At 63.6% G+C, this 20,807-nt stretch carries 25 protein-coding genes; 12 read left to right on the forward strand and 13 right to left on the reverse strand.

Going from position 1 to position 20,807, the window contains the following annotated elements; all coding sequences use genetic code 11:
- Window positions 1-49 precede the first annotated feature (49 nt).
- The gene (gene ggt, locus ACPPVP_RS36100; protein WP_426528315.1) at window positions 50-1,636 is read right to left on the reverse strand and encodes a gamma-glutamyltransferase; all 1,587 of its coding nucleotides are present in this window, start codon (window positions 1,634-1,636) and stop codon (window positions 50-52) included.
- Window positions 1,637-1,846: 210 nt separating this feature from the next.
- On the opposite strand from ggt, the gene ACPPVP_RS36105 reads away from it, so the two are divergent.
- Window positions 1,847-2,599: a rhodanese-related sulfurtransferase gene (locus tag ACPPVP_RS36105; protein ID WP_426528316.1), complete on the forward strand. Its 753-nt coding sequence runs from the start codon at window positions 1,847-1,849 to the stop codon at window positions 2,597-2,599.
- Window positions 2,592-2,807 (forward strand): SlyX family protein, encoded by a 216-nt coding sequence (locus tag ACPPVP_RS36110; RefSeq protein WP_426528317.1) that lies wholly within the window; start codon window positions 2,592-2,594, stop codon window positions 2,805-2,807. Before ACPPVP_RS36105 ends, ACPPVP_RS36110 begins: the two co-directional genes overlap by 8 nt.
- Before the next feature lie 230 nt (window positions 2,808-3,037).
- Here ACPPVP_RS36110 and ACPPVP_RS36115 read toward each other — a convergent pair whose 3' ends face one another.
- Complete coding sequence (locus tag ACPPVP_RS36115; protein WP_426528318.1) at window positions 3,038-3,259, reverse strand: hypothetical protein; 222 nt, start codon at window positions 3,257-3,259, stop codon at window positions 3,038-3,040.
- Between the two features lie 136 nt (window positions 3,260-3,395).
- Here ACPPVP_RS36115 and hemE point away from each other — a divergent pair, with 136 nt between their 5' ends.
- Window positions 3,396-4,442 carry a uroporphyrinogen decarboxylase gene (gene hemE / locus ACPPVP_RS36120; RefSeq protein ID WP_426528319.1) on the forward strand — a complete coding sequence of 349 codons (1,047 nt, stop codon included), beginning with the start codon at window positions 3,396-3,398 and terminating at the stop codon, window positions 4,440-4,442.
- 179 nt (window positions 4,443-4,621) lie between these two features.
- Here hemE and ACPPVP_RS36125 read toward each other — a convergent pair whose 3' ends face one another.
- From ACPPVP_RS36125 to ACPPVP_RS36135, 3 genes are all read right to left on the reverse strand, one after another.
- Window positions 4,622-6,235, reverse strand: coding sequence for a GMC family oxidoreductase (locus tag ACPPVP_RS36125; protein WP_426528320.1), 1,614 nt, complete (start codon window positions 6,233-6,235; stop codon window positions 4,622-4,624).
- 89 nt (window positions 6,236-6,324) lie between these two features.
- Window positions 6,325-7,107, reverse strand: coding sequence for an enoyl-CoA hydratase-related protein (locus tag ACPPVP_RS36130; RefSeq protein WP_426528321.1), 783 nt, complete (start codon window positions 7,105-7,107; stop codon window positions 6,325-6,327).
- A complete protein-coding gene (locus ACPPVP_RS36135; RefSeq protein ID WP_426528322.1) occupies window positions 7,104-7,544 on the reverse strand; it encodes a MarR family winged helix-turn-helix transcriptional regulator in 441 nt (146 codons plus the stop codon). Before ACPPVP_RS36135 ends, ACPPVP_RS36130 begins: the two co-directional genes overlap by 4 nt.
- Window positions 7,545-7,751: 207 nt before the next feature.
- Between ACPPVP_RS36135 and ACPPVP_RS36140 the strand changes: the two genes are divergently transcribed.
- The 8 genes from ACPPVP_RS36140 to ACPPVP_RS36175 all read left to right on the forward strand — a co-directional run bounded on the left by ACPPVP_RS36140 (window position 7,752) and on the right by ACPPVP_RS36175 (window position 14,472).
- Window positions 7,752-8,468: a GntR family transcriptional regulator gene (locus tag ACPPVP_RS36140; protein ID WP_426528323.1), complete on the forward strand. Its 717-nt coding sequence runs from the start codon at window positions 7,752-7,754 to the stop codon at window positions 8,466-8,468.
- Between the two features lie 64 nt (window positions 8,469-8,532).
- A complete protein-coding gene (locus tag ACPPVP_RS36145) occupies window positions 8,533-9,504 on the forward strand; it encodes an ABC transporter substrate-binding protein (RefSeq protein ID WP_426528324.1) in 972 nt (323 codons plus the stop codon).
- Between the two features lie 8 nt (window positions 9,505-9,512).
- On the forward strand, window positions 9,513-10,268 hold the full coding sequence (locus ACPPVP_RS36150; protein WP_426528325.1) for an ABC transporter permease: 756 nt from the start codon (window positions 9,513-9,515) through the stop codon (window positions 10,266-10,268).
- Window positions 10,247-11,044 carry an ABC transporter ATP-binding protein gene (locus ACPPVP_RS36155; RefSeq protein ID WP_426528326.1) on the forward strand — a complete coding sequence of 266 codons (798 nt, stop codon included), beginning with the start codon at window positions 10,247-10,249 and terminating at the stop codon, window positions 11,042-11,044. Before ACPPVP_RS36150 ends, ACPPVP_RS36155 begins: the two co-directional genes overlap by 22 nt.
- Window positions 11,045-11,051: 7 nt before the next feature.
- Window positions 11,052-11,852, forward strand: a complete 801-nt coding sequence (locus tag ACPPVP_RS36160) for an ABC transporter permease (protein WP_426528327.1) — start codon at window positions 11,052-11,054, stop codon at window positions 11,850-11,852.
- 11 nt (window positions 11,853-11,863) lie between these two features.
- A complete protein-coding gene (locus ACPPVP_RS36165; protein ID WP_426528328.1) occupies window positions 11,864-12,529 on the forward strand; it encodes a polysaccharide deacetylase family protein in 666 nt (221 codons plus the stop codon).
- Window positions 12,526-13,395, forward strand: coding sequence for a fumarylacetoacetate hydrolase family protein (locus tag ACPPVP_RS36170; protein ID WP_426528329.1), 870 nt, complete (start codon window positions 12,526-12,528; stop codon window positions 13,393-13,395). Before ACPPVP_RS36165 ends, ACPPVP_RS36170 begins: the two co-directional genes overlap by 4 nt.
- Before the next feature lie 36 nt (window positions 13,396-13,431).
- A complete protein-coding gene (locus ACPPVP_RS36175) occupies window positions 13,432-14,472 on the forward strand; it encodes a uroporphyrinogen decarboxylase family protein (RefSeq protein ID WP_426528330.1) in 1,041 nt (346 codons plus the stop codon).
- Here ACPPVP_RS36175 and ACPPVP_RS36180 read toward each other — a convergent pair.
- From ACPPVP_RS36180 to ACPPVP_RS36215, 8 genes are all read right to left on the reverse strand, one after another.
- Entirely contained in the window at window positions 14,469-14,675 is a 207-nt protein-coding gene (locus tag ACPPVP_RS36180; RefSeq protein WP_426528331.1) for a hypothetical protein, read from the reverse strand. The two genes, ACPPVP_RS36175 and ACPPVP_RS36180, sit on opposite strands and share 4 nt — an antisense overlap.
- A 112-nt stretch (window positions 14,676-14,787) precedes the next feature.
- A complete protein-coding gene (locus ACPPVP_RS36185; RefSeq protein ID WP_426528332.1) occupies window positions 14,788-15,396 on the reverse strand; it encodes a nuclear transport factor 2 family protein in 609 nt (202 codons plus the stop codon).
- 110 nt (window positions 15,397-15,506) lie between these two features.
- Window positions 15,507-15,776 carry a hypothetical protein gene (locus ACPPVP_RS36190; protein WP_426528333.1) on the reverse strand — a complete coding sequence of 90 codons (270 nt, stop codon included), beginning with the start codon at window positions 15,774-15,776 and terminating at the stop codon, window positions 15,507-15,509.
- A complete protein-coding gene (locus ACPPVP_RS36195; RefSeq protein WP_426528334.1) occupies window positions 15,773-16,666 on the reverse strand; it encodes a DUF2778 domain-containing protein in 894 nt (297 codons plus the stop codon). The genes ACPPVP_RS36190 and ACPPVP_RS36195 overlap by 4 nt, the downstream gene beginning before the upstream one ends.
- Before the next feature lie 282 nt (window positions 16,667-16,948).
- The gene (locus ACPPVP_RS36200; RefSeq protein ID WP_426528335.1) at window positions 16,949-17,374 is read right to left on the reverse strand and encodes a DOPA 4,5-dioxygenase family protein; all 426 of its coding nucleotides are present in this window, start codon (window positions 17,372-17,374) and stop codon (window positions 16,949-16,951) included.
- 75 nt (window positions 17,375-17,449) lie between these two features.
- Window positions 17,450-18,010, reverse strand: coding sequence for a carboxymuconolactone decarboxylase family protein (locus tag ACPPVP_RS36205; protein ID WP_426528336.1), 561 nt, complete (start codon window positions 18,008-18,010; stop codon window positions 17,450-17,452).
- A gap of 90 nt (window positions 18,011-18,100) precedes the next feature.
- The gene (locus tag ACPPVP_RS36210) at window positions 18,101-18,634 is read right to left on the reverse strand and encodes a VOC family protein (RefSeq protein WP_426528337.1); all 534 of its coding nucleotides are present in this window, start codon (window positions 18,632-18,634) and stop codon (window positions 18,101-18,103) included.
- 62 nt (window positions 18,635-18,696) lie between these two features.
- Window positions 18,697-19,494: an SDR family NAD(P)-dependent oxidoreductase gene (locus ACPPVP_RS36215; RefSeq protein ID WP_426528338.1), complete on the reverse strand. Its 798-nt coding sequence runs from the start codon at window positions 19,492-19,494 to the stop codon at window positions 18,697-18,699.
- A 227-nt stretch (window positions 19,495-19,721) separates the two neighbouring features.
- Here ACPPVP_RS36215 and ACPPVP_RS36220 point away from each other — a divergent pair, with 227 nt between their 5' ends.
- Window positions 19,722-20,753, forward strand: a complete 1,032-nt coding sequence (locus ACPPVP_RS36220; RefSeq protein WP_426528339.1) for a LacI family DNA-binding transcriptional regulator — start codon at window positions 19,722-19,724, stop codon at window positions 20,751-20,753.
- Window positions 20,754-20,807: the final 54 nt, after the last annotated feature.

Genomic DNA, 20,807 nt, shown 5'->3' on the forward strand with positions numbered 1-20,807 from the left:
TAACGAAAGCGACGGGCTGTTGTTCCAGAGGTAACGAGAACCGACGGGATCAATAGCCGAGCGCGCAACCGTCCTTGCGGGGATCGGAGCCGCCGGTCAGCGTGCCCTTGTCCCAGTCGATCCAGATCGCCTGACCACCGCCGAGCGGGCCAACCACGCTGGTGGTCTTGTGGCCGATCTTCTTCAGGCCCTCGACGATGGCAGCCGGCACGCTGTCCTCGAGCTGGTAGAAGCCCTCGTAATGCAGGCCGCGCGGCATATCGATGGCTTCCTGCACGTCGCAACCATAGTCGAGAATGTTGGTCAGCACATGGCTCTGGCCGACCGGCTGATACTGCCCGCCCATCACGCCGAACGGCATCACCGCGCGGCCGTTCTTGGTGGCGAGTGATGGAATGATGGTGTGCAGCGGCCGCTTGCCCGGCGCGATGCAATTTGGGTGCCCCGGCTGGATCCGGAAACCACCGGCACGGTTCTGCAACAGGATGCCGGTCTTGTTGGAGACGATCGCCGAACCGAAGGAATGCGCGATCGAGTTGATGAACGAGCAGACGTTGCGGTCCTTGTCGACCACGGTGATGTAAACCGTGGACGGATTCATCGGCGGCGCCACGTTCGGCAGATCGAGCAGCCGGTCCATCCTGATATTCTTGATATGCTCCTCGGCAAATTCCTTGGCGAGAATGCCGGCGACATCGACATGCACCTGCGCGGGATCGCCGATGTACTGCTCACGCATCATGTAGGCGATGCGCGCGGCTTCCGCCTCGAGATGGAAGCGCTCGACGCTGAGCGGCGCGAACTTGGTCAGGTCGAAGCGGGAGAGGATGTTCAGCATCACCAGCATGGTGATACCCGGCCCGTTCGGCGGGCACTGCCAGACGTCGTGGCCCTTGTACATCGTGCCGATCGGCGACGTGGTTTCGGTCGAATGCGCGGCAAAATCTTCCAGCGTGTGCAGGCCACCGATGCCGCGGAGCGTTTCCACCATGTCGGCGGCGATCTCGCCGGCATAGAACGCGTCGCGGCCGTTCTTGGCGATCGCGCGCAGCGTCTTGCCCAATTCCGGCTGACGAATGATGTCGCCGGCCACCGCCGGTTTGCCATGCGGCAAAAGATAGCGCTCGGTGTTGGTGCCGTTCTTTAGCTTCTCGAACTGGTTCTTCCAGTCGAAGGCGATACGGGGGGCGACGATGTAGCCTTCCTCAGCCGCCTTGATCGCGGGCTGCAGCAAGGTGTCGAGCCCCATCTTGCCGTGGTCACGCAGGATCGTGTCCCAGGCGTCGATCGCGCCGGGAATGCTCACCGCATGGGCCGACGTCAGCGGCACCGAATTGATCTTGCGCTCCAGGTACCATTCGACGTTCGCCGCCATCGGCGCACGGCCGGAGCCGTTATAGGCGACGATCTTGCCCTCACCCTTCGGCTGGATCAGCGCAAAGCAATCGCCGCCGATGCCGGTCGATTGCGGCTCGATCACCCCTAACAGCGCGCAGGCCGCAACCGCGGCGTCGGCCGCCGTACCGCCCGCCCGCATCACGTCGATGGCGACAACCGCGGCGTCCGGGTGCGACGTCGCCACCATCGCATTCTGGGCATGGACCGTGGAGCGGCCGGCGAAATGGAAATTCCTCATCGCGAGAGCTTTCTTGCAAGCGTTTCTTGAGCATTGGGCGGGTTTGCAGACGGTTCTTGGCATATTCATCCCCTGCGGGGCAATGGCTGGCATGCCAGGGGAGCCATGATCTGCCAGCGAAGGCAGGGGGCCATACGCCCAGGCTTATGGAAGCTTGGCTGGCACGACGGTGGGGTTTCCCCTGCCCGGCCTGCCTGATAAACGGTCGCCATGCCGCTCAAGGTCGCCGCCCTCTACCAATTCGCCGCGCTGCCGGACTTCCGGGAGCTGCGCGAGCCGCTGCGCGCGCTTGCGGCCGGCCTTGGGATCAAGGGCAGTGTGCTGCTGGCCCACGAGGGTATCAACGGCACAATTGCGGGCGGCGACGAAGGGGTCGACGCGTTCGTCCGCGAGTTGCAGCACGGCTCCCTCTTCGGCGGCCGGCTCGACAATCTCGAACTCAAGTTTTCGAGCGCTTCCGAGATGCCGTTCCAGCGGCTGAAAATCCGTTTGAAAAAAGAAATCGTCACGCTCGGGGATACGGCTGTCGATCCGACGCAGCGCGTCGGTACCTATGTCGAACCGTCAGACTGGAACGAACTGATATCGGCGCCGGACACGCTGGTGATCGATACCCGCAACGCTTTCGAGGTGGCGATGGGCACCTTCGAGGGCGCGATCGATCCCGGCATCAGGAGCTTTGGGCAGTTCAAGGAGTTCGCCGCGGAGAGGCTCGACCCGGCGAAGCATCGCAAGATCGCGATGTTCTGCACCGGAGGTATCCGGTGCGAGAAGGCCAGCGCCTATCTGCTGGCGCAGGGGTTTGACGAGGTCTATCACCTCAAGGGCGGCATCCTGCGCTATCTCGAGGGCGTACCGGAGCAAGAAAGCCGCTGGCGCGGCGAGTGTTTTGTATTCGACGAACGTGTGGCGCTTGGCCACGGGCTGCGGCAGCGACGACCTAACGATGGCCCCCATGAGTAATCTTGACGCACTGAGCGAGCGTATCGACGCGCTGGAAATGCGGCTGGCCTATCAGGATGTGACCATCGAGACGCTGAACCAGACCATCACCGCGCAGTGGCTTGAGATCGACAAATTGACGCGGCAACTGGCCGAACTGAAAGAGCGGGTGCGGGAGACCGAAAGCCATACCGCCGGGCCGTCGAACGAACCGCCGCCGCATTACTGAACAGCCAACATGAAAGCGGCCTCCCCGACGGAGGCCGCTTTCATGCGTTCGAACAACCGATAACAGGCGCTTGCATCAGCCGTGCATCGTGAACCAGACCGTCGCGGCCACCGCTACGGCAACAATCGCGGCCCACAGGACCGGCGACACTTCTTGGTGCTGCCGCTGCGCGGCGAGTCGTTGGCGGCATGGTTGAATTCGGTTTTCATCGCGGGATCCGTTTCGCGATCTCAGCGAAAGACGCCGCGGATCTTGTCCCACAACGACTCATTTCCGCGATCGCCATCCGCCTTCGACGGCGCCGGTTGCGCCGCGCTCACCGGATCGGAGGCCGGAAAGGTACCGACCAGACCCTTCTCCAGCTTCTCGTGGATTTCGCGGTCGGCCAGCATCGCCTCGTGGGGATCGGCGGCATGCTTGTCGTGCGGTGCAGGGTTGAATTTCTCAGCCATAGGGTACCTCCGTGGCTGAGATAACGGCCCCGTTCTGCGCCAGTTCCACATTTCGTCCGCGGTATCTTTCCTTGGCCTGGGGGGAACCTGCGTGTATCAGAGGCGCAAATCTCGCCGTCCTGCAGGATCTTTTCGATTGTCCCAGAAACCCGCCGTAAAACCCTTTCTCGAAGTTCTGTCCGGCCGCCGGCAGCAGGTGCCGCCAGTATGGATGATGCGGCAGGCCGGCCGCTATCTGCCAGAATATCGCGAACTGCGCGCCAAGGCCGGAGGCTTCCTCGACCTCTGCTTCACGCCGGCATATGCCGCTGAAGTGACGCTGCAGCCGATCCGCCGCTTCAACTTCGATGCCGCGATCATCTTTTCCGACATTCTCGTCATCCCCTATGCGCTCGGCCGTTCCGTCCGCTTCGAGGCCGGCGAAGGCCCACGGCTTGATCCGCTGGATACGCCGGAGCAAGTGACGACTCTGGCGCGCGGGGCCGATTTCAGCAAGCTTGAGCCGGTCTATGAGGCGCTGCGCCGCGTGAAGCGCGAACTCGCACCCGAGATCGCGCTGATCGGTTTCTGCGGCGCGCCATGGACGGTCGCGACCTACATGGTCGCGGGACACGGCACGTCGGACCAGGCGCCGGCACGGATGATGGCCTATCGTCATCCCGAGGCGTTCGCTGCAATCATCGACGTGCTGGTCGAAAATTCGATCCAGTATTTGCTCGGCCAGCTCAAGGCCGGCGCCGACGTGCTGCAAATCTTCGACACCTGGGCCGGTGTGCTGCCGCCGCGCGAATTCGAGCGCTGGTCGATCGAGCCCGCGAAACGCATCGTCGCCGGCGTCCGCGCGCAAGTACCCGACGCCAAGATCATCGGTTTTCCCCGCGGCGCCGGCGCGCTGCTGCCGGCCTACGTGGAAGCAACCGGCGTCAATGCCGTCAGCATCGATTGGGCGGCCGAGCCGTCCCTGATCCGCGAGCGCGTGCAAAACCGCGTCGCGGTACAGGGCAATCTCGATCCTCTGGTGCTGATCGCGGGCGGCGCCGCGCTCGACCGCGCCGTCGACGACGTGCTGGCGAACTACGCCCAAGGGCGGCTGATCTTCAACCTCGGCCACGGCATCCAGCCGGAAACCCCGATCGCGCATGTCGAGCAGATGCTGAAGCGGGTGCGGGCGTATAAGGGGTGAAGTAACTCCCTCGCCCCGCTCTTGCGGGGAGAGGGTTGGGGTGAGGGGCTCCCTCCGCGAACTCAGCCTGTAGCCCGGATGAGCGAAGCGATATCCGGGGCCGGTCTCTCCGATCGCGCTGGCGAGAGGTTCCCGCATGTCGCTGCGCTCATGCGGGCTACGACTGCTGGCGTCGTTGGCTACCTAGCGTCCTCCAGAATCATGCCGGACGCCTTTTCCGCAATCATGATGGTCGGCGCATTGGTATTGCCCGACATCAGGTCGGGCATAACAGACGCATCGACCACGCGCAGGCCTTCGATGCCGCGGACGCGCAAGCGCTGGTCGACGACGGCGAGCGCATCGCTGCCCATGCGGCAGGTCGAGGTCGGGTGATAGACCGTGCTGCCGGTGCGGCGGCAGAAGTCCAGCAGTTCGTCGTCGCTCTGCACTTTCGGACCGGGATCGACCTCCGCGACTGCGTAGGCTTTCAGCGCAGGAGCAGCGAGGATCTTGCGCAAAATCCGGATGCCGTCGATGAAGGCGCGGCGATCGGTTTCGGTCGCGAGATAGTTGATGCGGATTTCCGGCGGCACGGAAGGATCGGCGCTTCTGATGCGCAACGAGCCGCGGCTTTCCGGGCGCAGCTGGCAGACGGAAGCGGTAAAGCCCGAGAGCGCATGCAGCTTCTCGCCCATCTTGTCGGTCGAGAACGGCAGGAAGTGAATCTGGATATCGGGCGAGGCCAGCCGCGGACTGGTCTTGAAGAATGCGCCAGAGGTGCCGGCGGCAATCGTCAGCGGTCCCTTGCGCAGAGCTGCGTATTGAAGGCCCGCCATCACGCGGCGTACCGGATTGTTGACGACGTCGTTGAGCGTGACTTTTTGTGCGCAGCGGGTGACCAGGCGGACCTGCAGATGGTCCTGCAGATCGTTGCCGACGCCGGGCGCGTCGAACACGATCTCGATGCCGTGCTGCTTCAACAAGTCGGCCGGTCCGACGCCCGAGAGCTGCAGCAATTGCGGCGAGTTATACGCACCGCTGGAGACGAGGATTTCCTTGCGCGCCCGCGCCGTGCGCACGCGGCCTTCCTGCTTGTATTCGACCGCTTTGGCACGGCGTCCTTCGAACAGGATGCGCTGCGCCAGCGCCGACGTCTCGACGTGCAAATTGCCCCGCGCTTTCGCCGGACGCAGATAGGAGAACGCCGTGCTGGCGCGGCGGCCGCGTCTGGTCGTGGTCTGGAAAAATCCCGCACCTTCCTGGGTCGCGCCGTTGAAATCGGGATTGGTCGGAATGCCGGTCTCGGCGGCGGCAACGACGAAGGCTTCCGACAGCGGATCGTGATGCCGCCAGTCGGATACCGGCAGCGGGCCATCGGCGCCGTGGTATTTGTCAGGACCGCGCTGCTGGTTCTCGGCCTTCTTGAAATAGGGCAGCACGTCGTCATAGCCCCAGCCGGCGTTGCCGCGCTGACGCCAGCGATCGTAATCCTCGTGCTGGCCGCGCACATACAGCAAGCCGTTGATCGAACTCGAACCGCCGAGCACTTTTCCGCGCGGCTGGAATACCTGCCGACCGTTCAATCCCGGCTCCGGCTCGGTCTGGTACATCCAGTTGACGGATTTTTCCTTGAACAGTTTTCCGTAGCCAAGCCGCACGTGAATCCAGAGATTGCTGTCTTTCGGTCCGGCCTCCAGCAGCAACACGGAATGTCTGCCGTCGGCGCTCAGGCGATTGGCGAGCACACATCCGGCCGAGCCGGCGCCGACGATAACGTAGTCGAATTCGGAAGCGTCATTGTTCTTGTTCATTTGTTTCCCCGCACGCAACCCGAAAACAGGTAGCGGGGCCGTCACGGGCGGTCAATTGCCTCCCGGTCGCGGGCGGGGAACGAAAGCGATTACGCCGGCTGTTTTGCGAGTTTCAAGAAGTCCGGCGGCCGGCGTTCGGCGAATGCGGCGAAGGCCTCGCGCGCCTCGGCGGTTTGCAGGCGCGCCGCGAATTGCTCGCTTTCCGCCTTGATCTGCGCCATGAGCCGCTCCGGATTGCGCATCAGCCGCTTCGTCGTGCTGACAGCACCCGCCGGCTGCTTCGCCAGCCGGGACGCGAGCGCTCTTGCTTCAGCCTCGAGTTTGTCGAGCGGCACCACCCGGTTGGCGAGCCCCCACGCAAGCGCAGACTTGGCATCGACGGTTTCACCGAGCGCGAACATTTCGAAGGCGCGCGCGTAACCGATGCGGAGCGGCATCAACAGGCTGGACGAGGCTTCCGGCACCAATGCCAGACTAACGAACGGCGTCGACAGCAGCGCGTTCTCGGCCAGCACGACCAGATCGCAATGCAGCAGCATCGTGGTGCCGACGCCGACGGCGCGTCCCTGCACGGCTGCGACCAGCGGGCGGCTCGATCTGGCGAGCGCCTGCAGGAAACGGCTGACATGCCGCTCGCCCTGAACCGCGCCTGCCGCAATGGCGGCGAACTCGCCGACGTCGTTGCCGGCGGTGAACATGTCGCCCTCGCCGCGGATCAGCAGGACGCGGACGGATGGATCGGTCTCCGCGCCTTGGATTGCGTCGGCCAGCGCGCCGTACATCGCATTGGTCAGCGCATTCTTCTTGTCGGGGCGGGCCATCGTCAGGCTCAAAATCCCGTCGCTCTTCTCGATCTTGATGTGCTCGGTCATTCGTCTTCTCCTCTGGGAAATTTGGTTTGCATGGTTGTGAGCCAACGCGCGACGACGTCGATCTCGGCGTCGGTGAATCCGTCCGTGAGGCGCGCGTTTACCTCAGTGAGCCCCGCCTTCGATTGCGCCATTGCCGCGCGGCCGGCCGGCGTCAGCCACAGACGCCACGCCCGGCCATCGTCCGGATCCGCCCGCCGCTTGATCAGGCTTGCCGCCGTCATACGGTCGACCAGCCCGCTGATGCCGGGTGGCCCCAGATCAAGCGCCGCACCCGCCTCCCCCATCAAGACGCCGTCGCGCTGGCCCAGAATGAACAGCAAGCCGGACTGCGCGGCGGTAACGCCGCTGGCTTGCGCCCGCGCCGCCATCCAGCGCTGCAGCCGGCGCTGCGCGACGTTGAGCAGGAACACGAGCCGATGCTCGCGACGCAGGCTCATATCAACGACGATTTATTTCGCATGCGAACTATTTACATCACTGCCGGCAGTTTGTCACGGCGATTTTCGACAGCATGCACGGCCAAGCAGCAACAAGCCGTCCCTACAAGCGACCTGATCGACGTAAATCGCAACAAGAGCAACCGGTTAAAGAAAAAATCGATTTTCGATTGACGACGTCGTCCTGCCTCTCCAATCTGCGCCGCGATGAGCAGTATCGGGTTGAGTTTTGGTGAAGTCCTTGCCGGCGAACGGCCGCGAAGCCTGACGTCCGCCGTTCAGGGACGGCTCCGTGCCGACATTCTCTCGACCCGGCTGCTGCCCGGCCAGAAGCTGCATATCGCCGGCCTCGCCAAGCAGTTCTCGGTCAGCCTCGCCGCCGTGCGCGAGGCGCTGTCGCGCCTGGTCGCGGACGGACTGGTGCAGGCGTCCGACCAGCGCGGTTTTCGCGTCAGCCCGGTATCTGCCGCCGACCTCAGGGACGTGACCCAAACCCGTACCGATATCGAAGGGCTGGCGCTGCGCCGCTCGATCGAGCGCGGCGACGCCGTATGGCTCGCCGCGGTGGAGAAGTCGTTCACCGCACTCTGTGCCGTTCCCCACACCTATCCCGACGATCCGACGCACCATTATGAGGAATGGGTGGTGCGGCACCGCGTCTTCCACCGCACATTGGTCAACGCCTGCGGCTCGCAATGGCTGCTCGGGTTTCGCGATGTGCTGCACGAGCAAAGCGAGCGCTATCGACGGCTCGCGATCCGGCGCAACAACAAGAAAACCCGCAATGTCGAGGCCGAGCACGCCGCGATCGTGCGCGCCACACTCAAACGCGATGCCGATGCTGCGGTCGCGGCGCTCTCGAAGCACTTTATGACGACCATGCGGCTCGTCGAGCTCGCTACTCCCGACCCATCGGGGAATTAGCGGCACCATCTGATCCTCCGTTCGAAGAAGAAGCCTTACAAAAAAGCAAAAAGGGAACCTCACAATGAGCATCACGCGACGCCACATCCTGGCAACGATCGCCGCCGCCTCCGTTCTTGGAACATCGGCCATGGCGCAGGCCGCCGACACCGTTCGCATCGGACTTCCCACCAAGACCTACTGGCCGACCACGATCGCCGAAACGGCGGTTCGCCAGAAATTGTTCGAGAAGGAAGGCATCACCGCCGAGCTCACGATCTATCGCGGCGGCGCCGAGACGTTCGAAGCGATGGCGGCAGGCGCCGCCGACGTCATCCTCGATGCAACCTCGCTGGTATCGGCCGGACGCAAGAAGGGCGTGAACTCCAAGGTGCTCGCCAATGCCGCCATGGGCTATTACGGCTGGCAGTTGATGACGCTCGCAAAATCGACGCTCGGCGTCAGCGACCTGAAGGGCAAGAAGGTCGCGATCACCTCCGCCGGCTCCGGCTCCGACCTGCTGGCGCTGTGGACCCAGCAGGACAAGAAGATCGAATTCACCCGCGTGCCTGTCGGCGGCGGCGGCCTGGTGCCGAACCTGCTCGCCGGCAACGTCGAAGCGGCCGTGGTCTATTCACCGCTCAGCTTCCAGATTTCCAAATCGGGCGAAGCACGCACCATCCTCGACTTCTCCAAGGACGTGCCGCCAAACCTCGCCGCGGGCTGGATCGCGCTCGACAAGTACGCGCAGGACAAGCCGCAGATGGTGCAGAAGACGCTGAATGCGCTCTACGGCGCACTCGCCTTCATGCGCGCCAACAAGGATGCCTCCGTCAAACTGATCAGCGAGCTCTATGAAATCCCCGCCGAGATCGCGGCGCTGGAATATGAGAACACGATCATGAAGCTGGAAACCGACGGCAGCATGGACGGACCGAAAATTCCGGAGCAGCTCCAGCTCGCGCTCGACATGGCGAAAGCCGGCGGCATGAAGGATCTTGGGCCGGCGGCAGAGATCATCTCGACGCAGTTCAAGCCGGTTCCGACCAAATTCTGAGGCAGGCGATGCAAAGCGGGTTGGCCGTAAAGGCGACGCGGATCGGCATTGTGGTTGCATTGTTTGCAATCTGGGAAATGCTGTCGCGGACCGGCATCGTCAACCCGCGCCTTCTTCCCTCGGCATCCGATACGCTCGCCACGCTCGGCGACCTCCTGCAGCGGGCCAGCGTGCGCAAGGATCTCGCGGTCACCGCCACCGAGGTGGTGACCGCGTTCGCGCTCGCCGTTCCCGTCGGCGCGCTGATCGGCTTCCTGATCGCGGAGAACAAGTATTTTTCCGACGTGGCAAAGCCGCTGCTGTTCTTTGCCTTCAGCATTCCGAAATCGATCTTCCTCCCGATGTTCATCCTGGTGTTCGGCGTAGGCTTTGCGCAAAAGGTCGGCTTCGGCTTCTTCTCCACCATCTTCATTGTGATCATGTCGACCACGACGGCGGTGGAGTCGGTCAAGATCGAGCATCTGACCGTCGCCCGCTCCTATGGCGCCACGCCGATGCAGACCGCGTTTCGCGTCTATCTGCCGAGCATGCTTCCGGTCCTGCTGGAGGCATTGCGGATCTCGATGATCTTCAATCTCACCGGCGTCATCCTCGCCGAAATGTACGCCTCGCGCGACGGCATCGGCCATCAGATCGCGACCTGGGGCGAAAACTTCCAGATGAAGCAGTTGCTGGCCGGCGTGGTGATGATCGCCGTGATCGCGATTGCCTTCAATGAACTGGTCAGATGGGTGGAAACACGATGCAGCCATTGGCGAACATAACCCCGTTGAAGCCGGCCGGCGCGATCGAGGTCCGCAATGTCGGGCAGATCTTCAAGACCACGACACAGGACGTCATGGCGCTGGAGGACGTTTCGCTCGACGTCAAGCCCGGCCGTTTCGTCGTGTTGGTCGGCCCGAGCGGCTGCGGCAAGTCGACGCTTCTGATGATGATGGCGGGCCTGCGCCAGCAGACCTCGGGCACCATCACCATCAGCGGCGCGCCGATCCCCGAGCCTGACCCTAACCGGGTCGGCGTGGTGTTTCAGGAAGCGAGCCTGTTTCCCTGGCTGACGGCGGAAGAGAATGTCGAATTCCCGCTGGCGCTGCGCCGCGTCGCCAAAAGCGAACGCCGCGCCAAGGCGCAGGATGCGCTGAAACTCGTCGGCCTCGACGGTTTTGGAAATCGCCATCCGCACGAACTATCCGGCGGTATGAAGCAGCGCGTCTCGATCGCGCGCGGCCTGGTTCAGGACCCGCCGGTGCTGTTGATGGACGAGCCGTTTGCCGCGCTGGACGAACAGACCCGCATGACCATGGGCGACGAGCTGCTGCGGATCTGGGCGGCCACCGGCAAGACGGTGGTGTTCGTCACCCACAGCCTGACGGAAGCGGTCTATCTTGCCGACGAGGTGATCGTGATGTCACCGCGCCCCGGCCGCATCGTCGATCATCTGCAGGTCTCGCTGCCGCGCCCGCGTACCTATGAGATGCTGAGCGGCGACGCCTTCGGCAGCCTGCGCGACCGCATCTGGCGGCACATCCGCAAATCGGCGTGAGGCAGAGATGACCGCGGCAACGCTTCGCAGATTGATCGTGATCGGCCTGATCGCATTGTGGGAGATCATGCCGCGCACCGGCTTGATTCCCGAGCTGTTTCTGCCGTCGCTTTCCTCGACGCTCGCCGCCGGCTGGAACGAGGCGGGCGAATACGGTCACGCGCTCGCCGTGACGCTCTATGAGGTCGCGATCTCGATGGCGTTCGCCTGCGGTGGCGGCATTTTGCTCGGCGCCGTCGTCGGCAGCCTGCCGCGGCCGCGCATCCTGATCATGCCGATGGTATCGAGTCTCTACGCGGTGCCGCTGGTCATTCTCTATCCCGTGTTCACGGTCTGGCTCGGCATCGGTTCTGAATCCAAGATCGCATTCGCTTCGATCTATGGCTTCCTGCCGACGATGCTTGCCACCGCTGCAGGCATTCAGACCATCGATCCACAGCTTTTGCTTGCCGCCCGCAGCATGGGCGCGACGCTGAGCCAGCGGCTCGTTCGCGTGATCATCCCCGCGGCCATCCCGACCGTGCTGTCGGGACTGCGCGTCGGCGGCGCGCTGGTGATCGTCGGCGTGGTCGTATCAGAAATGCTGATCTCGTCCGCCGGCATCGGCTATCTGATTTCGCGCTACCGCACCATCCTCGACAGCCCGCATGTCTTTGCCGGCGTGCTGCTGGTGCTGGCGATGGCGATTGCCTTCAACGCCGCGATCAAATGGATCGAGCGCAAGGCGGCGATCTGGCAGACGGGATCACGCGCCGGCCAGCGCGCCGCCGACGAGATCACCGCCGGCGCCATTCAGCCTGCGACCTGACGGAGGGCTGTGTGTTCGACCTGACGCTGACATTCGACAATGGTCCCGAGCCCGGCGTGACGCCGCGCGTGCTCGATATTTTACGCGAACGCGGTATCAAGGCGACCTTCTTCGTGATCGGCGAGAAGCTCGGCGATCCCGAGCGCCGCCGGCTTGCGGCGCGCGCGCACAGCGAGGGCCACTGGATCGGCAATCATACTTTCACGCACTCGGTGCCACTCGGGCAGCAGCATGATCCCGATACGGCCCAGCAGGAGATCGGCCAGACGCAAGCCGCGATCGGCGAACTCACGCATGCAAACCGCTGGTTTCGTCCGTTCGGCGGCGGCGGCAATCTCGACGAGCGGCTGTTGAAGCCTTCCGTGGTCGAATATCTCACGCGCAACAAGCACAGCTGCGTGCTCTGGAACGCGATTCCACGCGACTGGGACGATCCCGACGGCTGGGCCGACCGGGCCCTGGAGCAGTGCCGGTCACAGCCATGGAGCCTGATGGTTCTGCACGATCTGCCGAGTGGCGCAATGGACCATCTCGAACGCTTTATCGACGGCGCCGGAAAAGCCGGCGCACGCTTCCATCAGGACTTTCCGCCCGATTGCGTTCCGATCCGTTCGGGCGAGATCGTACGGTCCATCGAACCCTATGTGTCCTCTATCGAAGAAAGTGGCAAACAATGAAGATTGCGAGTTTCAAGGCAGGTCCGACGGTAACCTACGGCCTGGTGACGAATGCCGGCATCATCGACGCCGGCAAGCGGCTGAAGGCTCATCCAACGTTGAAGTCGCTGCTCGCAAAGGGATCGCTCGACGAACTGAAAGCACTGCAAACTGAGCGTCCCGACTACGCGTTCGCCGAAATCGAGCTGCTGCCGACCGTGCCCGATCCGGACAAGATCTTCTGCATCGGCGTCAACTACGCCACGCATCTCGCCGAAAGCGGCCATCCGACGCCGCCGCACCCGATGATCTTCACCCGCTTTGCCAACAGCCAGGTCGGCGGCGGCCAGCCGATGATCCGGCCGCTGGAGTCGGAGCGCTTCGATTACGAGGGCGAGATGGCCGTCATCATCGGCAAGGCCGGCCGCCGTATTTCGCGCGAGACGGCGCTGGCGCATGTCGCAGGCTACGCCTGCTACAATGACGGCAGCATCCGCGACTGGCAGCGCCACACCTCGCAATTTGCGCCGGGCAAGAATTTCGTCGGCACCGGCGCGTTCGGGCCATGGATGGTCACGACGGACGAAATCCCCGACATCACCAAGCAGACGATTGCGACCCGGCTCAACGGCGTCGAGGTGCAGGCCGCGCCAATCTCGGACCTCGTGTTCGACGTCCCTGCCCTGATCGCCTATTGCTCGACCTTCACCGAGCTCGTCCCCGGCGACGTCATCGTGACCGGCACCACCGGTGGCGTCGGCGCCTACCGCACGCCGCCGCTCTGGATGAAGGATGGCGACGTCGTCGAGGTCGAGGTCTCCGGCATCGGCGTGCTGCGTAATCCGGTCAAGGATGAGGCTGCGGCAGCGGCGACGCGCGCGGCCTGAGAATTGAGAAGTAATAACAAGAGCAAGGAGACGATCATGAACCTGCCAAAGCACCTGCTGCCGACCACCGTCGTCGGCAGTTATCCGCAGCCGGAATGGCTGGTCGATCGCGCGATGCTGTCGAAGGTGGTGCCGCGCACGCGCCTGCATGCGATGTGGCGGCTGCCGGCCGAACATCTGGAGGAAGCCCAGGACGACGCTACCGTCGTCGCGATCAGGGATATGGAGCGCGCCGGCATCGACATCGTGACCGACGGCGAAATCCGCCGCGAGAGCTACTCCAACCGTTTTGCCACCGCGCTCGAAGGTATCGACGACGAAAATTCGGCCATGATTACCTCGCGCAGCGGACACGCGACGCCCGTGCCGCGCGTCACCGGCCCGGTAAAACGCCGCGGGCCGGTCGAGCTGCACGACATGAAGTTCTTGAGGCAGAACACTGATCGCGCAGCAAAAATCACCCTGCCCGGCCCGTTCACGATGAGCCAGCAGGCGAAGAACGAATTCTACAAGGACGACGAGGAGCTGGCGATGGCGTTCGCCGCCGCCGTCAACGCCGAAGCGCTCGACTTGCAAAAGGCCGGCGCCGACGTGATCCAGCTCGACGAGCCGTGGGTACGCAACAATCCGGACCTTGCCCGCCGCTATGCGGTGAAGGCGATCAACCGCGCGCTCGAGGGCATCACCGTGCCGACCGTGGTGCATCTGTGCTTCGGCTATGCCGCGGTCGTGCCCGGCTCGACCAAGCCGGCCGGCTATTCCTTCCTCGCCGAACTCGCCGACACCAAGGCCGAGCAGATTTCGATCGAGGCGGCCCAGCCGAAGCTCGACCTCGGCGTGCTCAGGGATCTGTCGTCGAAGAAGATCATGCTCGGCGTGCTCGACCTCGGCAATCCCGAGATCGAATCCGCCGATGTGGTGGCTGACCGGATCCGCAACGGCTTGAAGCACGTCGCTGCGGATCGTCTGGTCGTCGCGCCGGATTGCGGCATGAAATACATGCCGCGCCATACAGCGTTCGGAAAACTGAAGGCGATGTGCGATGCGGCGGCGGCCGTCCGCAAGGAGCTCAGTTAGGGTCCGGACCGCTTCTCTATCCGTACCAGAAACTGTTCGAGCGGGTCGTCCTCACGGCCCGTTCGTTCCAGATGGATCGGTTGACGGAGAAGACGCAACCAGTGTTCGGCCTCGGCCAGCCAATAGACCTTGCTGTTCGGTTCGCGCTGCGCGAGCTGCCTGCAAAGCGCCGCTCGCGAACTCAACTCGGTTTGGGTTATCATGCCATTCCCCTGCCAAGGATGGGGCATTCATCCTGACAGCCAGGCAAGCTGGATCCTTGATCTATGTCAAATGCAAAGGGCGATGGGCTGGACGGCACGTTAGGGGGAGCTGCTAGATCGGCTGGCCCTGCAGCCACGCCGCGCCCCGCGCGTACAATGCCTCGACTTCGGGCCCCTTGAGCCCGGGCATGTCGCGCTTGACGGTATAACCGATGCGAGTCTGCAGGTAAGCGAGGTGCCGGTAGCCCGATGGAAACTGCTCGAGCAGCGCCTTGTCGAGAGCGGGCACAGCGCCGGGGGTAACGGGATCCATCCGATCCTTCTCATAGATCGGCTGGCGCAGCACGATGCCCCAGCGGCCCTCGCGCTTTTCGAGAAAATCGTAGAACCTGCCGGTGCAGAGCACGTCGCACAGCACGCCCTCGACCTCGGAGCGTTGCGAGATCGTCATCTTGGTCTGCGCGATCGCGCGGTGTCCTGCGAGGTCGACCGAGATGCCGCCAAGGAAATGCAGGATACTGACGCCCCTGGCCCAGGCCTGCTTGCTGATTTCGATGAACTCGTCGCCAGTGCCCTGCGTCCAGGTCGCCATCATGCGGCCGTCCGGATGCCAGACGGTGCGGAAACGCTCCCAGTCGCCCGCATCGCGCCAGATCGCCCAGTTCTGCAACAATTCCCGGATCAGGCGGTCGTCTTCAATCTCGCTGGCGCTTCCGGGCATGCGGACGTTTCCCTTCGGAGGTGTTTCTCAAGCGTCCATGAGACATAGCCGCGGCGGTCGTCCGCTGACAAGTCAGGTAGACCAAGGGGTTGGCCGAACGCTCGAGGCCTTCACAACAACTTCGCACGGACGAATAGCGCACGCAGGGCGTTGGTCGCTTGTACCGTCAGCATCGCGTTATCAGCGGCGCGCTGCAGTGCACTGACAGCATCGGCATGCAGCGCGCGGAATTCGATCCACTCGATCGAGCTGAGATTGCTGATGAAGCGATAGGCCTGACCGACCGTTCCGATCGACACCGTCTTGCCGTTCAGGTTGATCTTGAAAACCGCACGCAGCGGCGTGTCGGAAGCGGCGGCATCGCCTGCGGCGGCGCTCATGACGGGGATGGTGAACGCCGCGATGCAGTGAGGCCTTCGCGCATGCTCGGCACCACGACGAGGCGCTTGACCTCGCCGTTGGTGTAAGCCGCGAGGAACCGGTCATAGTCCTTGATCGAGACGCAGCCGTTGGAATCGCCGTTGGGCCCAAGCATGTAACTGTGCACGAGAAGTCCCGTGCGCCCATGCATTTCGTTTTCGCCCACAGGAGTCATGCGCAGCGCCGCGACCCCATGAAACAGTTTTTCGCGCGGTTTCAAATCGTAGACGTTCGGCGGCGTCGCGCCGACCATGCGCTGGTTGATGTGCGCTGGATTGTCCATCAGGCTGCCCAGCCCTGAGTGGGCCTCGAGCTTGGTGCCGTTCGGCAGGTAAACGACCTGGGCCGAAATGTCGTAGACCGCCGTCTGACCGTCGTAGCCGAGCGCCGACAGATCCTTTCGCTCGCTGAGCAGCCCATCCCCCGGCGTCAGCGACGCCAGCGTGAAGCGCATCGGCACCAGATCGGCGAGCTTCTCGAACATGGTGCGGTTATCCGACGAAACCGTTGCCGGATCGCTCCCCGTTGACTGAAGATTGGCTAGGACCGGCCGGGCTCGTGGCAGCGGGATTGCCACCTCGACCGTCGGGGCGGGCGGCTCGGGCTGAACGTTCTGCTCCTCACGCGATCGTCCGCCCAACTGGCTTTCGATGTGCCCGAACTCTGCATCGAAATTCGAACGTGGCGCCGGGCGCCAGGGGTAGTTAAAGGACAACGAACGGCGCACCGAGCCCTGGCCGAAGCGCTCTTCGAATGAGGTCGTGTTGCCGATATTAGCGGATGCGGGTGCGGGATTGATCCATGTGGATAGATCGAAATCGGTCACCCAAACGGCCAGCCCGAGCACCATGAATAGCGCCGCCCCTCCGAAGGCCGCGTCGCGGAGCAATCGGATACCGCGGCTCGTCGCAAGCCCGGCTGCGCTGGTCGTCTTCCTACCCATCTATCCCCGGCTCGGCGCTTCGGAATCACGTCTGATTCCTAATGGATTCACCGAATAAGTCCCACCATAATGCAAACCAAAGTAAGGCATAATCGAGACAATCGCTCAGCGCCATCATGACCGGCTGAATCCACGGATTCAAGCCCATCTAATGGCAAACCGGGACGGGATTTCCCGGTGAAGCCGCGCTCAGGGCCGCAAAACCGGGTTGGTATTCGGCGCGGGCGCCGCTTCCATCTCGGCCTGCTCCGGCAGCTTGTCGGCATGCACAGCGAGCGCCGGCCCGATCCAGATCGGGTCGGCCGCATGATCCCGGCGCGGGTTGGTCGTGTTCGGATGGACCAAAACGCTCAATTTGCCGTGGTTGAGCATCAGCCAGGGCACCAGTTCGGGGAATATCTCGCGAGCAAAGGCCACCTGGTACATGGCCTGGTCATGCGGGCCGACCTTGACGTCGTGCCAGCGTCCGAGCGTGACCGAGAACCGCTCGCCGATCCAGGCGCGCAACTGCTCGGCTTCGGCCCGCGTGGTCGCCGGATCGTAGTAGACATGGGCATGGTAGCTCGCGATCTCGCCCAATGGTCGCGGACCGCCCGCCTCCGGCTCACCCGTCATTGCCTGCGCTCCACACCATCGTTGCTTTGGACCGGTCGATGATCGCTGCAACCGGCGGCGTGGTCAATGTGGGTGTCAGCCCGACCGCTTCTTGCCGCCCTCGAAGACAGTCATACCGGCAGCGGGATCGAGGTCGACATCGGTTGCCTCCGTCAGGCGTGCCATCGTCATGTAGAAGCCGATCGCGAGGATGGATTCGACGATCTCCTGCTCGCTGAAATGCGTGCGCATGGCAGCAAACACCGGCTCGGCGACGCGCACGTTCTCGATGACTTCCCGGCCAAACGCCAGCAGCGCCTGTTCGGCGGCATTGAACGCGGCGTCCTCGTATTTGCCCTGTTCGATGCAGTCGATCTGCTTTTGCGTGACGCCGACGCCGAGCGCGATCGGAACATGCTGCCGCCACTCATAGGTACCGTGCTCCCACTGCGCGACCTGAAGAATCAGCAATTCACGATTGACATGACTGAGCTTCTGGCGATGCAGGATCGAATTGGCGAACCGCATCGCCGGAATGAAATTGGCTTCGGCATGCGCCATCATCCGAAAAATGTTCAGGACGACCGGCATCCTGTCAAACGACGCGCGCACGTCGCCGCTGGTTGCCGCCGGGTCGATCAGGGGAAGTCTTGCCATCCGCTTGTTCCTTACGCTTTTGCTTCTTTCCGCCGCTACGCTTCCGCGCACGGACCCGAACTTACTGCTTCCGCGAGATACGCGTATCGCTCAGCGTCCGCCGACTTCGCGGATCGGATCGGAGCCGTCCCAACCGGTGGCGACCTTGCGGATATGCTCGAAGAAACTCCCCTTGCTGCCGCTGATGTCGGAAATTTCCACCACGGTGCCGGGATGGGCCTGCGTGTCGAAATAGGCGAAGCGGCCCTTTTCACCGCCGATCTGACCTTCGTGTCCGACTTTATAGCCAAGCGACAGCGCGCGGTCGTAGAGGCCCTGATAGTCGCGGGTCCAGTACGACATGTGCTGCAAGCCTTCGCGGCCGGAGTCGAGGAACTCCTTGTACATCGAGGGCGCTTCGTTGCGCTGCTGGATCAATTCGATCTGGAGATCACCGGAATTGGCGAGCGCTATGCTCATCTCCACGGCGGAGTCCTCGCCCCGGTGGCGGAAGTAATCGGTCTTGACCCTATCGATGTAGTACCAGGGCCCAACGCCCATCACGTTGACCCAGTGATCCATGGCGGCGCGGATATCCCGCACGACATATCCGTTCTGGCAGACTGCCCCAAAGATACGGCTCATGACGACCTCCCGTCTGCTTTCTCGGCGGATACCTTCACCGCCTCTCAATCTTTTGGCCCCGTTCAGCCGATCGACCGGCCGCCGTCGATCACGAGTTCTGTGCCGGTGACGTAGCGGCTCTCGTCGCTGGCGAGCCAGAGGATGCCGTTGGCGATATCTTCCGGCGCGGCCTTGTAGCCGAGCGGGACGGCGCGTTCGGTGAGCTTATCCAGCGTCGGGCCGCGCTCCCGCCCGCCGTTCGAACCGTCCTCGACGGTGCCGATCAGCGTATCCCAGATCGCGGTTTCGGTGATGCCCGGATGCAGCGAGTTGACGCGCACGCCATCCTTGGCGGCTGCGCATTCCAGCGCGACCGATTTCGTAAACAGCCGCACGCCGCCCTTGGTTGCGCAGTAGCCCGAGACGTTCGGCGACGCCTTGATCCCCGCAATCGAGGAAACGTTGATGATGCTGCCGCCGCCGCCTGTGCGCATCAGCGGGAGCGAATGCTTCACGCCAAGGAAGACGCCGTCGAGATTGACGGCCACCTGCCGCTTCCAGTCGGCGAACGCCATGTCGACGACGGGACCCGAGAGGCCGATCCCGGCATTGTTGACGAGAACATCCAGCCTGCCGAACCGCGCCCGGGTCTGGCCCACGATCGACTGCCAGTCCTCCTCACGCGTCACGTCGTGGTGGTAGTACTCACACTCGCGTCCGATGGCGTGTAGTTCGCGCAGCAGGCCCGCGCCCTTCTCGTCCTGCAGGTCGGTGGCGACGATCTTCGCGCCCTCGCGCGCCAGCAGCAGGGCTGCGCTTCGTCCGATGCCGTTGGCGGCGCCGGTCACCAGAGCGACTTTTCCTTCGACACGCCGCGTCATGGCTTGGTCCCGTTTTCCTGCCCGCGGCCATTCGGCCGGTTTGTTGCCACGCGGGGAACAATGCGTGTCCGCCCTGCTCCTGGCGTTTCTTGGAAACGTTTCCATACTTTATCTCTCACTTTTATTCAATGCCCGTTTCTGCTGGCTCATAGCTTGTATATCGTTTCCAGAATGAGCTAGATTTCGTCTGCCTACGCCCGAGCGGCGATGTCCAAGGGAACCCCGCAATGTCGTTGCGCCAGCCTGCACGCGCCACAATTCGCGACGTCGCGGCCGATGCCGGCGTATCGGTCAGCAGCGTCAGCCGCGTCATGAACGGCGAGCCGCACATCAGCCCGGAATTGCACGCCCGCATCATGCGGGCGGTGAACCGCCTGCGCTTCGAGCCGCATTCGGCGGCGCAGGCGTTGCGTTCGCGCGAGAGCAAAACGATCGGCTGCATGGTCTCCGACCTCTCCAATCCGCTCTACAGCGAGATGATCAACGGCGCCGAGGAGGAATTCCAGCGCGCCGGCTATGTGCTGATGCTGGCGGCGACCCGGCACGAGCAAGACCGCGAAACGGCGTTCATATCCGCGGTGCGACGGCGGCGGATGGACGGGTTGCTGCTGTTCGCCGGCGACAACGCCCATACCGACTTCACCGGCGCGCTCGCGAACCTGGACCTTCCCTGCGTGGCGATCGATCGCGAGGTGCCGGGCGTTCCCTCGGTGCGTGCGGACCATCGCGGCGGTGGCCTCGAAATCACGCGGTATCTCATCGGGCTCGGCCATCGCCGCATCGCACTGCTCACTGGGCGCGCCGCGTTGCTGCCGAGTTCGGAGCGGCTTGCCGGCTACCGGCAGGCCCATGCCGAGGCAAAGCTTGCGGTCGATCCCGACCTGATCCGGCCGCAGACGCAGGGCTCCAGCATTGCGTTCAGCGACGTCTGCCAATTGCTGCAAGGCCCCGACCGTCCGACCGCGATCATTACCTTGGGCACGCACATGCTGGCCGGCGTGATGGACGCACTTGCCAGCAACGGCCTCCGCTATCCCGACGACATGTCGCTGGTGTGCATCGGCGACACCGATCTCGCCCGGCATGCAACGCCGGGCATTTCCGCATTGACCTGGGATCTGGACCAGATGGGCCGTGTCGCCGCCAACATCCTGCTTGACCGGATTCGCGGCGGCGACGCAGCGCGCAAGATCCGGCCGGTCTACCTGCCGACACGGTTCATCCTTCGGCACTCCGGCGCCAAGCCTCGTGCCCCCTGATCGCGCGACGGCGTCACTGATTTCCACGACTGGCGAACAACGCCGGAGACGAAC

Origin of the sequence: Bradyrhizobium sp. McL0615 (assembly GCF_049993905.1) — a bacterium.
In the GTDB taxonomy this organism is placed as follows: Bacteria; Pseudomonadota; Alphaproteobacteria; order Rhizobiales; family Xanthobacteraceae; genus Bradyrhizobium.

Bases quoted from the DNA above. Each gene is read 5' to 3' on its own strand.
- ggt (WP_426528315.1), bottom strand. From the start codon at position 1,636: ATGAGGAATTTCCATTTCGCCGGCCGCTCCACGGTCCATGCCCAGAAT.
- ACPPVP_RS36105 (WP_426528316.1), top strand. From the start codon at position 1,847: ATGCCGCTCAAGGTCGCCGCCCTCTACCAATTCGCCGCGCTGCCGGAC.
- ACPPVP_RS36110 (WP_426528317.1), top strand. From the start codon at position 2,592: ATGAGTAATCTTGACGCACTGAGCGAGCGTATCGACGCGCTGGAAATG.
- ACPPVP_RS36115 (WP_426528318.1), bottom strand. From the start codon at position 3,259: ATGGCTGAGAAATTCAACCCTGCACCGCACGACAAGCATGCCGCCGAT.
- ACPPVP_RS36125 (WP_426528320.1), bottom strand. From the start codon at position 6,235: ATGAACAAGAACAATGACGCTTCCGAATTCGACTACGTTATCGTCGGC.
- ACPPVP_RS36130 (WP_426528321.1), bottom strand. From the start codon at position 7,107: ATGACCGAGCACATCAAGATCGAGAAGAGCGACGGGATTTTGAGCCTG.
- ACPPVP_RS36135 (WP_426528322.1), bottom strand. From the start codon at position 7,544: ATGAGCCTGCGTCGCGAGCATCGGCTCGTGTTCCTGCTCAACGTCGCG.
- ACPPVP_RS36140 (WP_426528323.1), top strand. From the start codon at position 7,752: ATGAGCAGTATCGGGTTGAGTTTTGGTGAAGTCCTTGCCGGCGAACGG.
- ACPPVP_RS36145 (WP_426528324.1), top strand. From the start codon at position 8,533: ATGAGCATCACGCGACGCCACATCCTGGCAACGATCGCCGCCGCCTCC.
- ACPPVP_RS36150 (WP_426528325.1), top strand. From the start codon at position 9,513: ATGCAAAGCGGGTTGGCCGTAAAGGCGACGCGGATCGGCATTGTGGTT.
- ACPPVP_RS36155 (WP_426528326.1), top strand. From the start codon at position 10,247: ATGCAGCCATTGGCGAACATAACCCCGTTGAAGCCGGCCGGCGCGATC.
- ACPPVP_RS36160 (WP_426528327.1), top strand. From the start codon at position 11,052: ATGACCGCGGCAACGCTTCGCAGATTGATCGTGATCGGCCTGATCGCA.
- ACPPVP_RS36170 (WP_426528329.1), top strand. From the start codon at position 12,526: ATGAAGATTGCGAGTTTCAAGGCAGGTCCGACGGTAACCTACGGCCTG.
- ACPPVP_RS36175 (WP_426528330.1), top strand. From the start codon at position 13,432: ATGAACCTGCCAAAGCACCTGCTGCCGACCACCGTCGTCGGCAGTTAT.
- ACPPVP_RS36180 (WP_426528331.1), bottom strand. From the start codon at position 14,675: ATGATAACCCAAACCGAGTTGAGTTCGCGAGCGGCGCTTTGCAGGCAG.
- ACPPVP_RS36185 (WP_426528332.1), bottom strand. From the start codon at position 15,396: ATGCCCGGAAGCGCCAGCGAGATTGAAGACGACCGCCTGATCCGGGAA.
- ACPPVP_RS36190 (WP_426528333.1), bottom strand. From the start codon at position 15,776: ATGAGCGCCGCCGCAGGCGATGCCGCCGCTTCCGACACGCCGCTGCGT.
- ACPPVP_RS36195 (WP_426528334.1), bottom strand. From the start codon at position 16,666: ATGGTGCTCGGGCTGGCCGTTTGGGTGACCGATTTCGATCTATCCACA.
- ACPPVP_RS36200 (WP_426528335.1), bottom strand. From the start codon at position 17,374: ATGACGGGTGAGCCGGAGGCGGGCGGTCCGCGACCATTGGGCGAGATC.
- ACPPVP_RS36205 (WP_426528336.1), bottom strand. From the start codon at position 18,010: ATGGCAAGACTTCCCCTGATCGACCCGGCGGCAACCAGCGGCGACGTG.
- ACPPVP_RS36210 (WP_426528337.1), bottom strand. From the start codon at position 18,634: ATGAGCCGTATCTTTGGGGCAGTCTGCCAGAACGGATATGTCGTGCGG.
- ACPPVP_RS36215 (WP_426528338.1), bottom strand. From the start codon at position 19,494: ATGACGCGGCGTGTCGAAGGAAAAGTCGCTCTGGTGACCGGCGCCGCC.
- ACPPVP_RS36220 (WP_426528339.1), top strand. From the start codon at position 19,722: ATGTCGTTGCGCCAGCCTGCACGCGCCACAATTCGCGACGTCGCGGCC.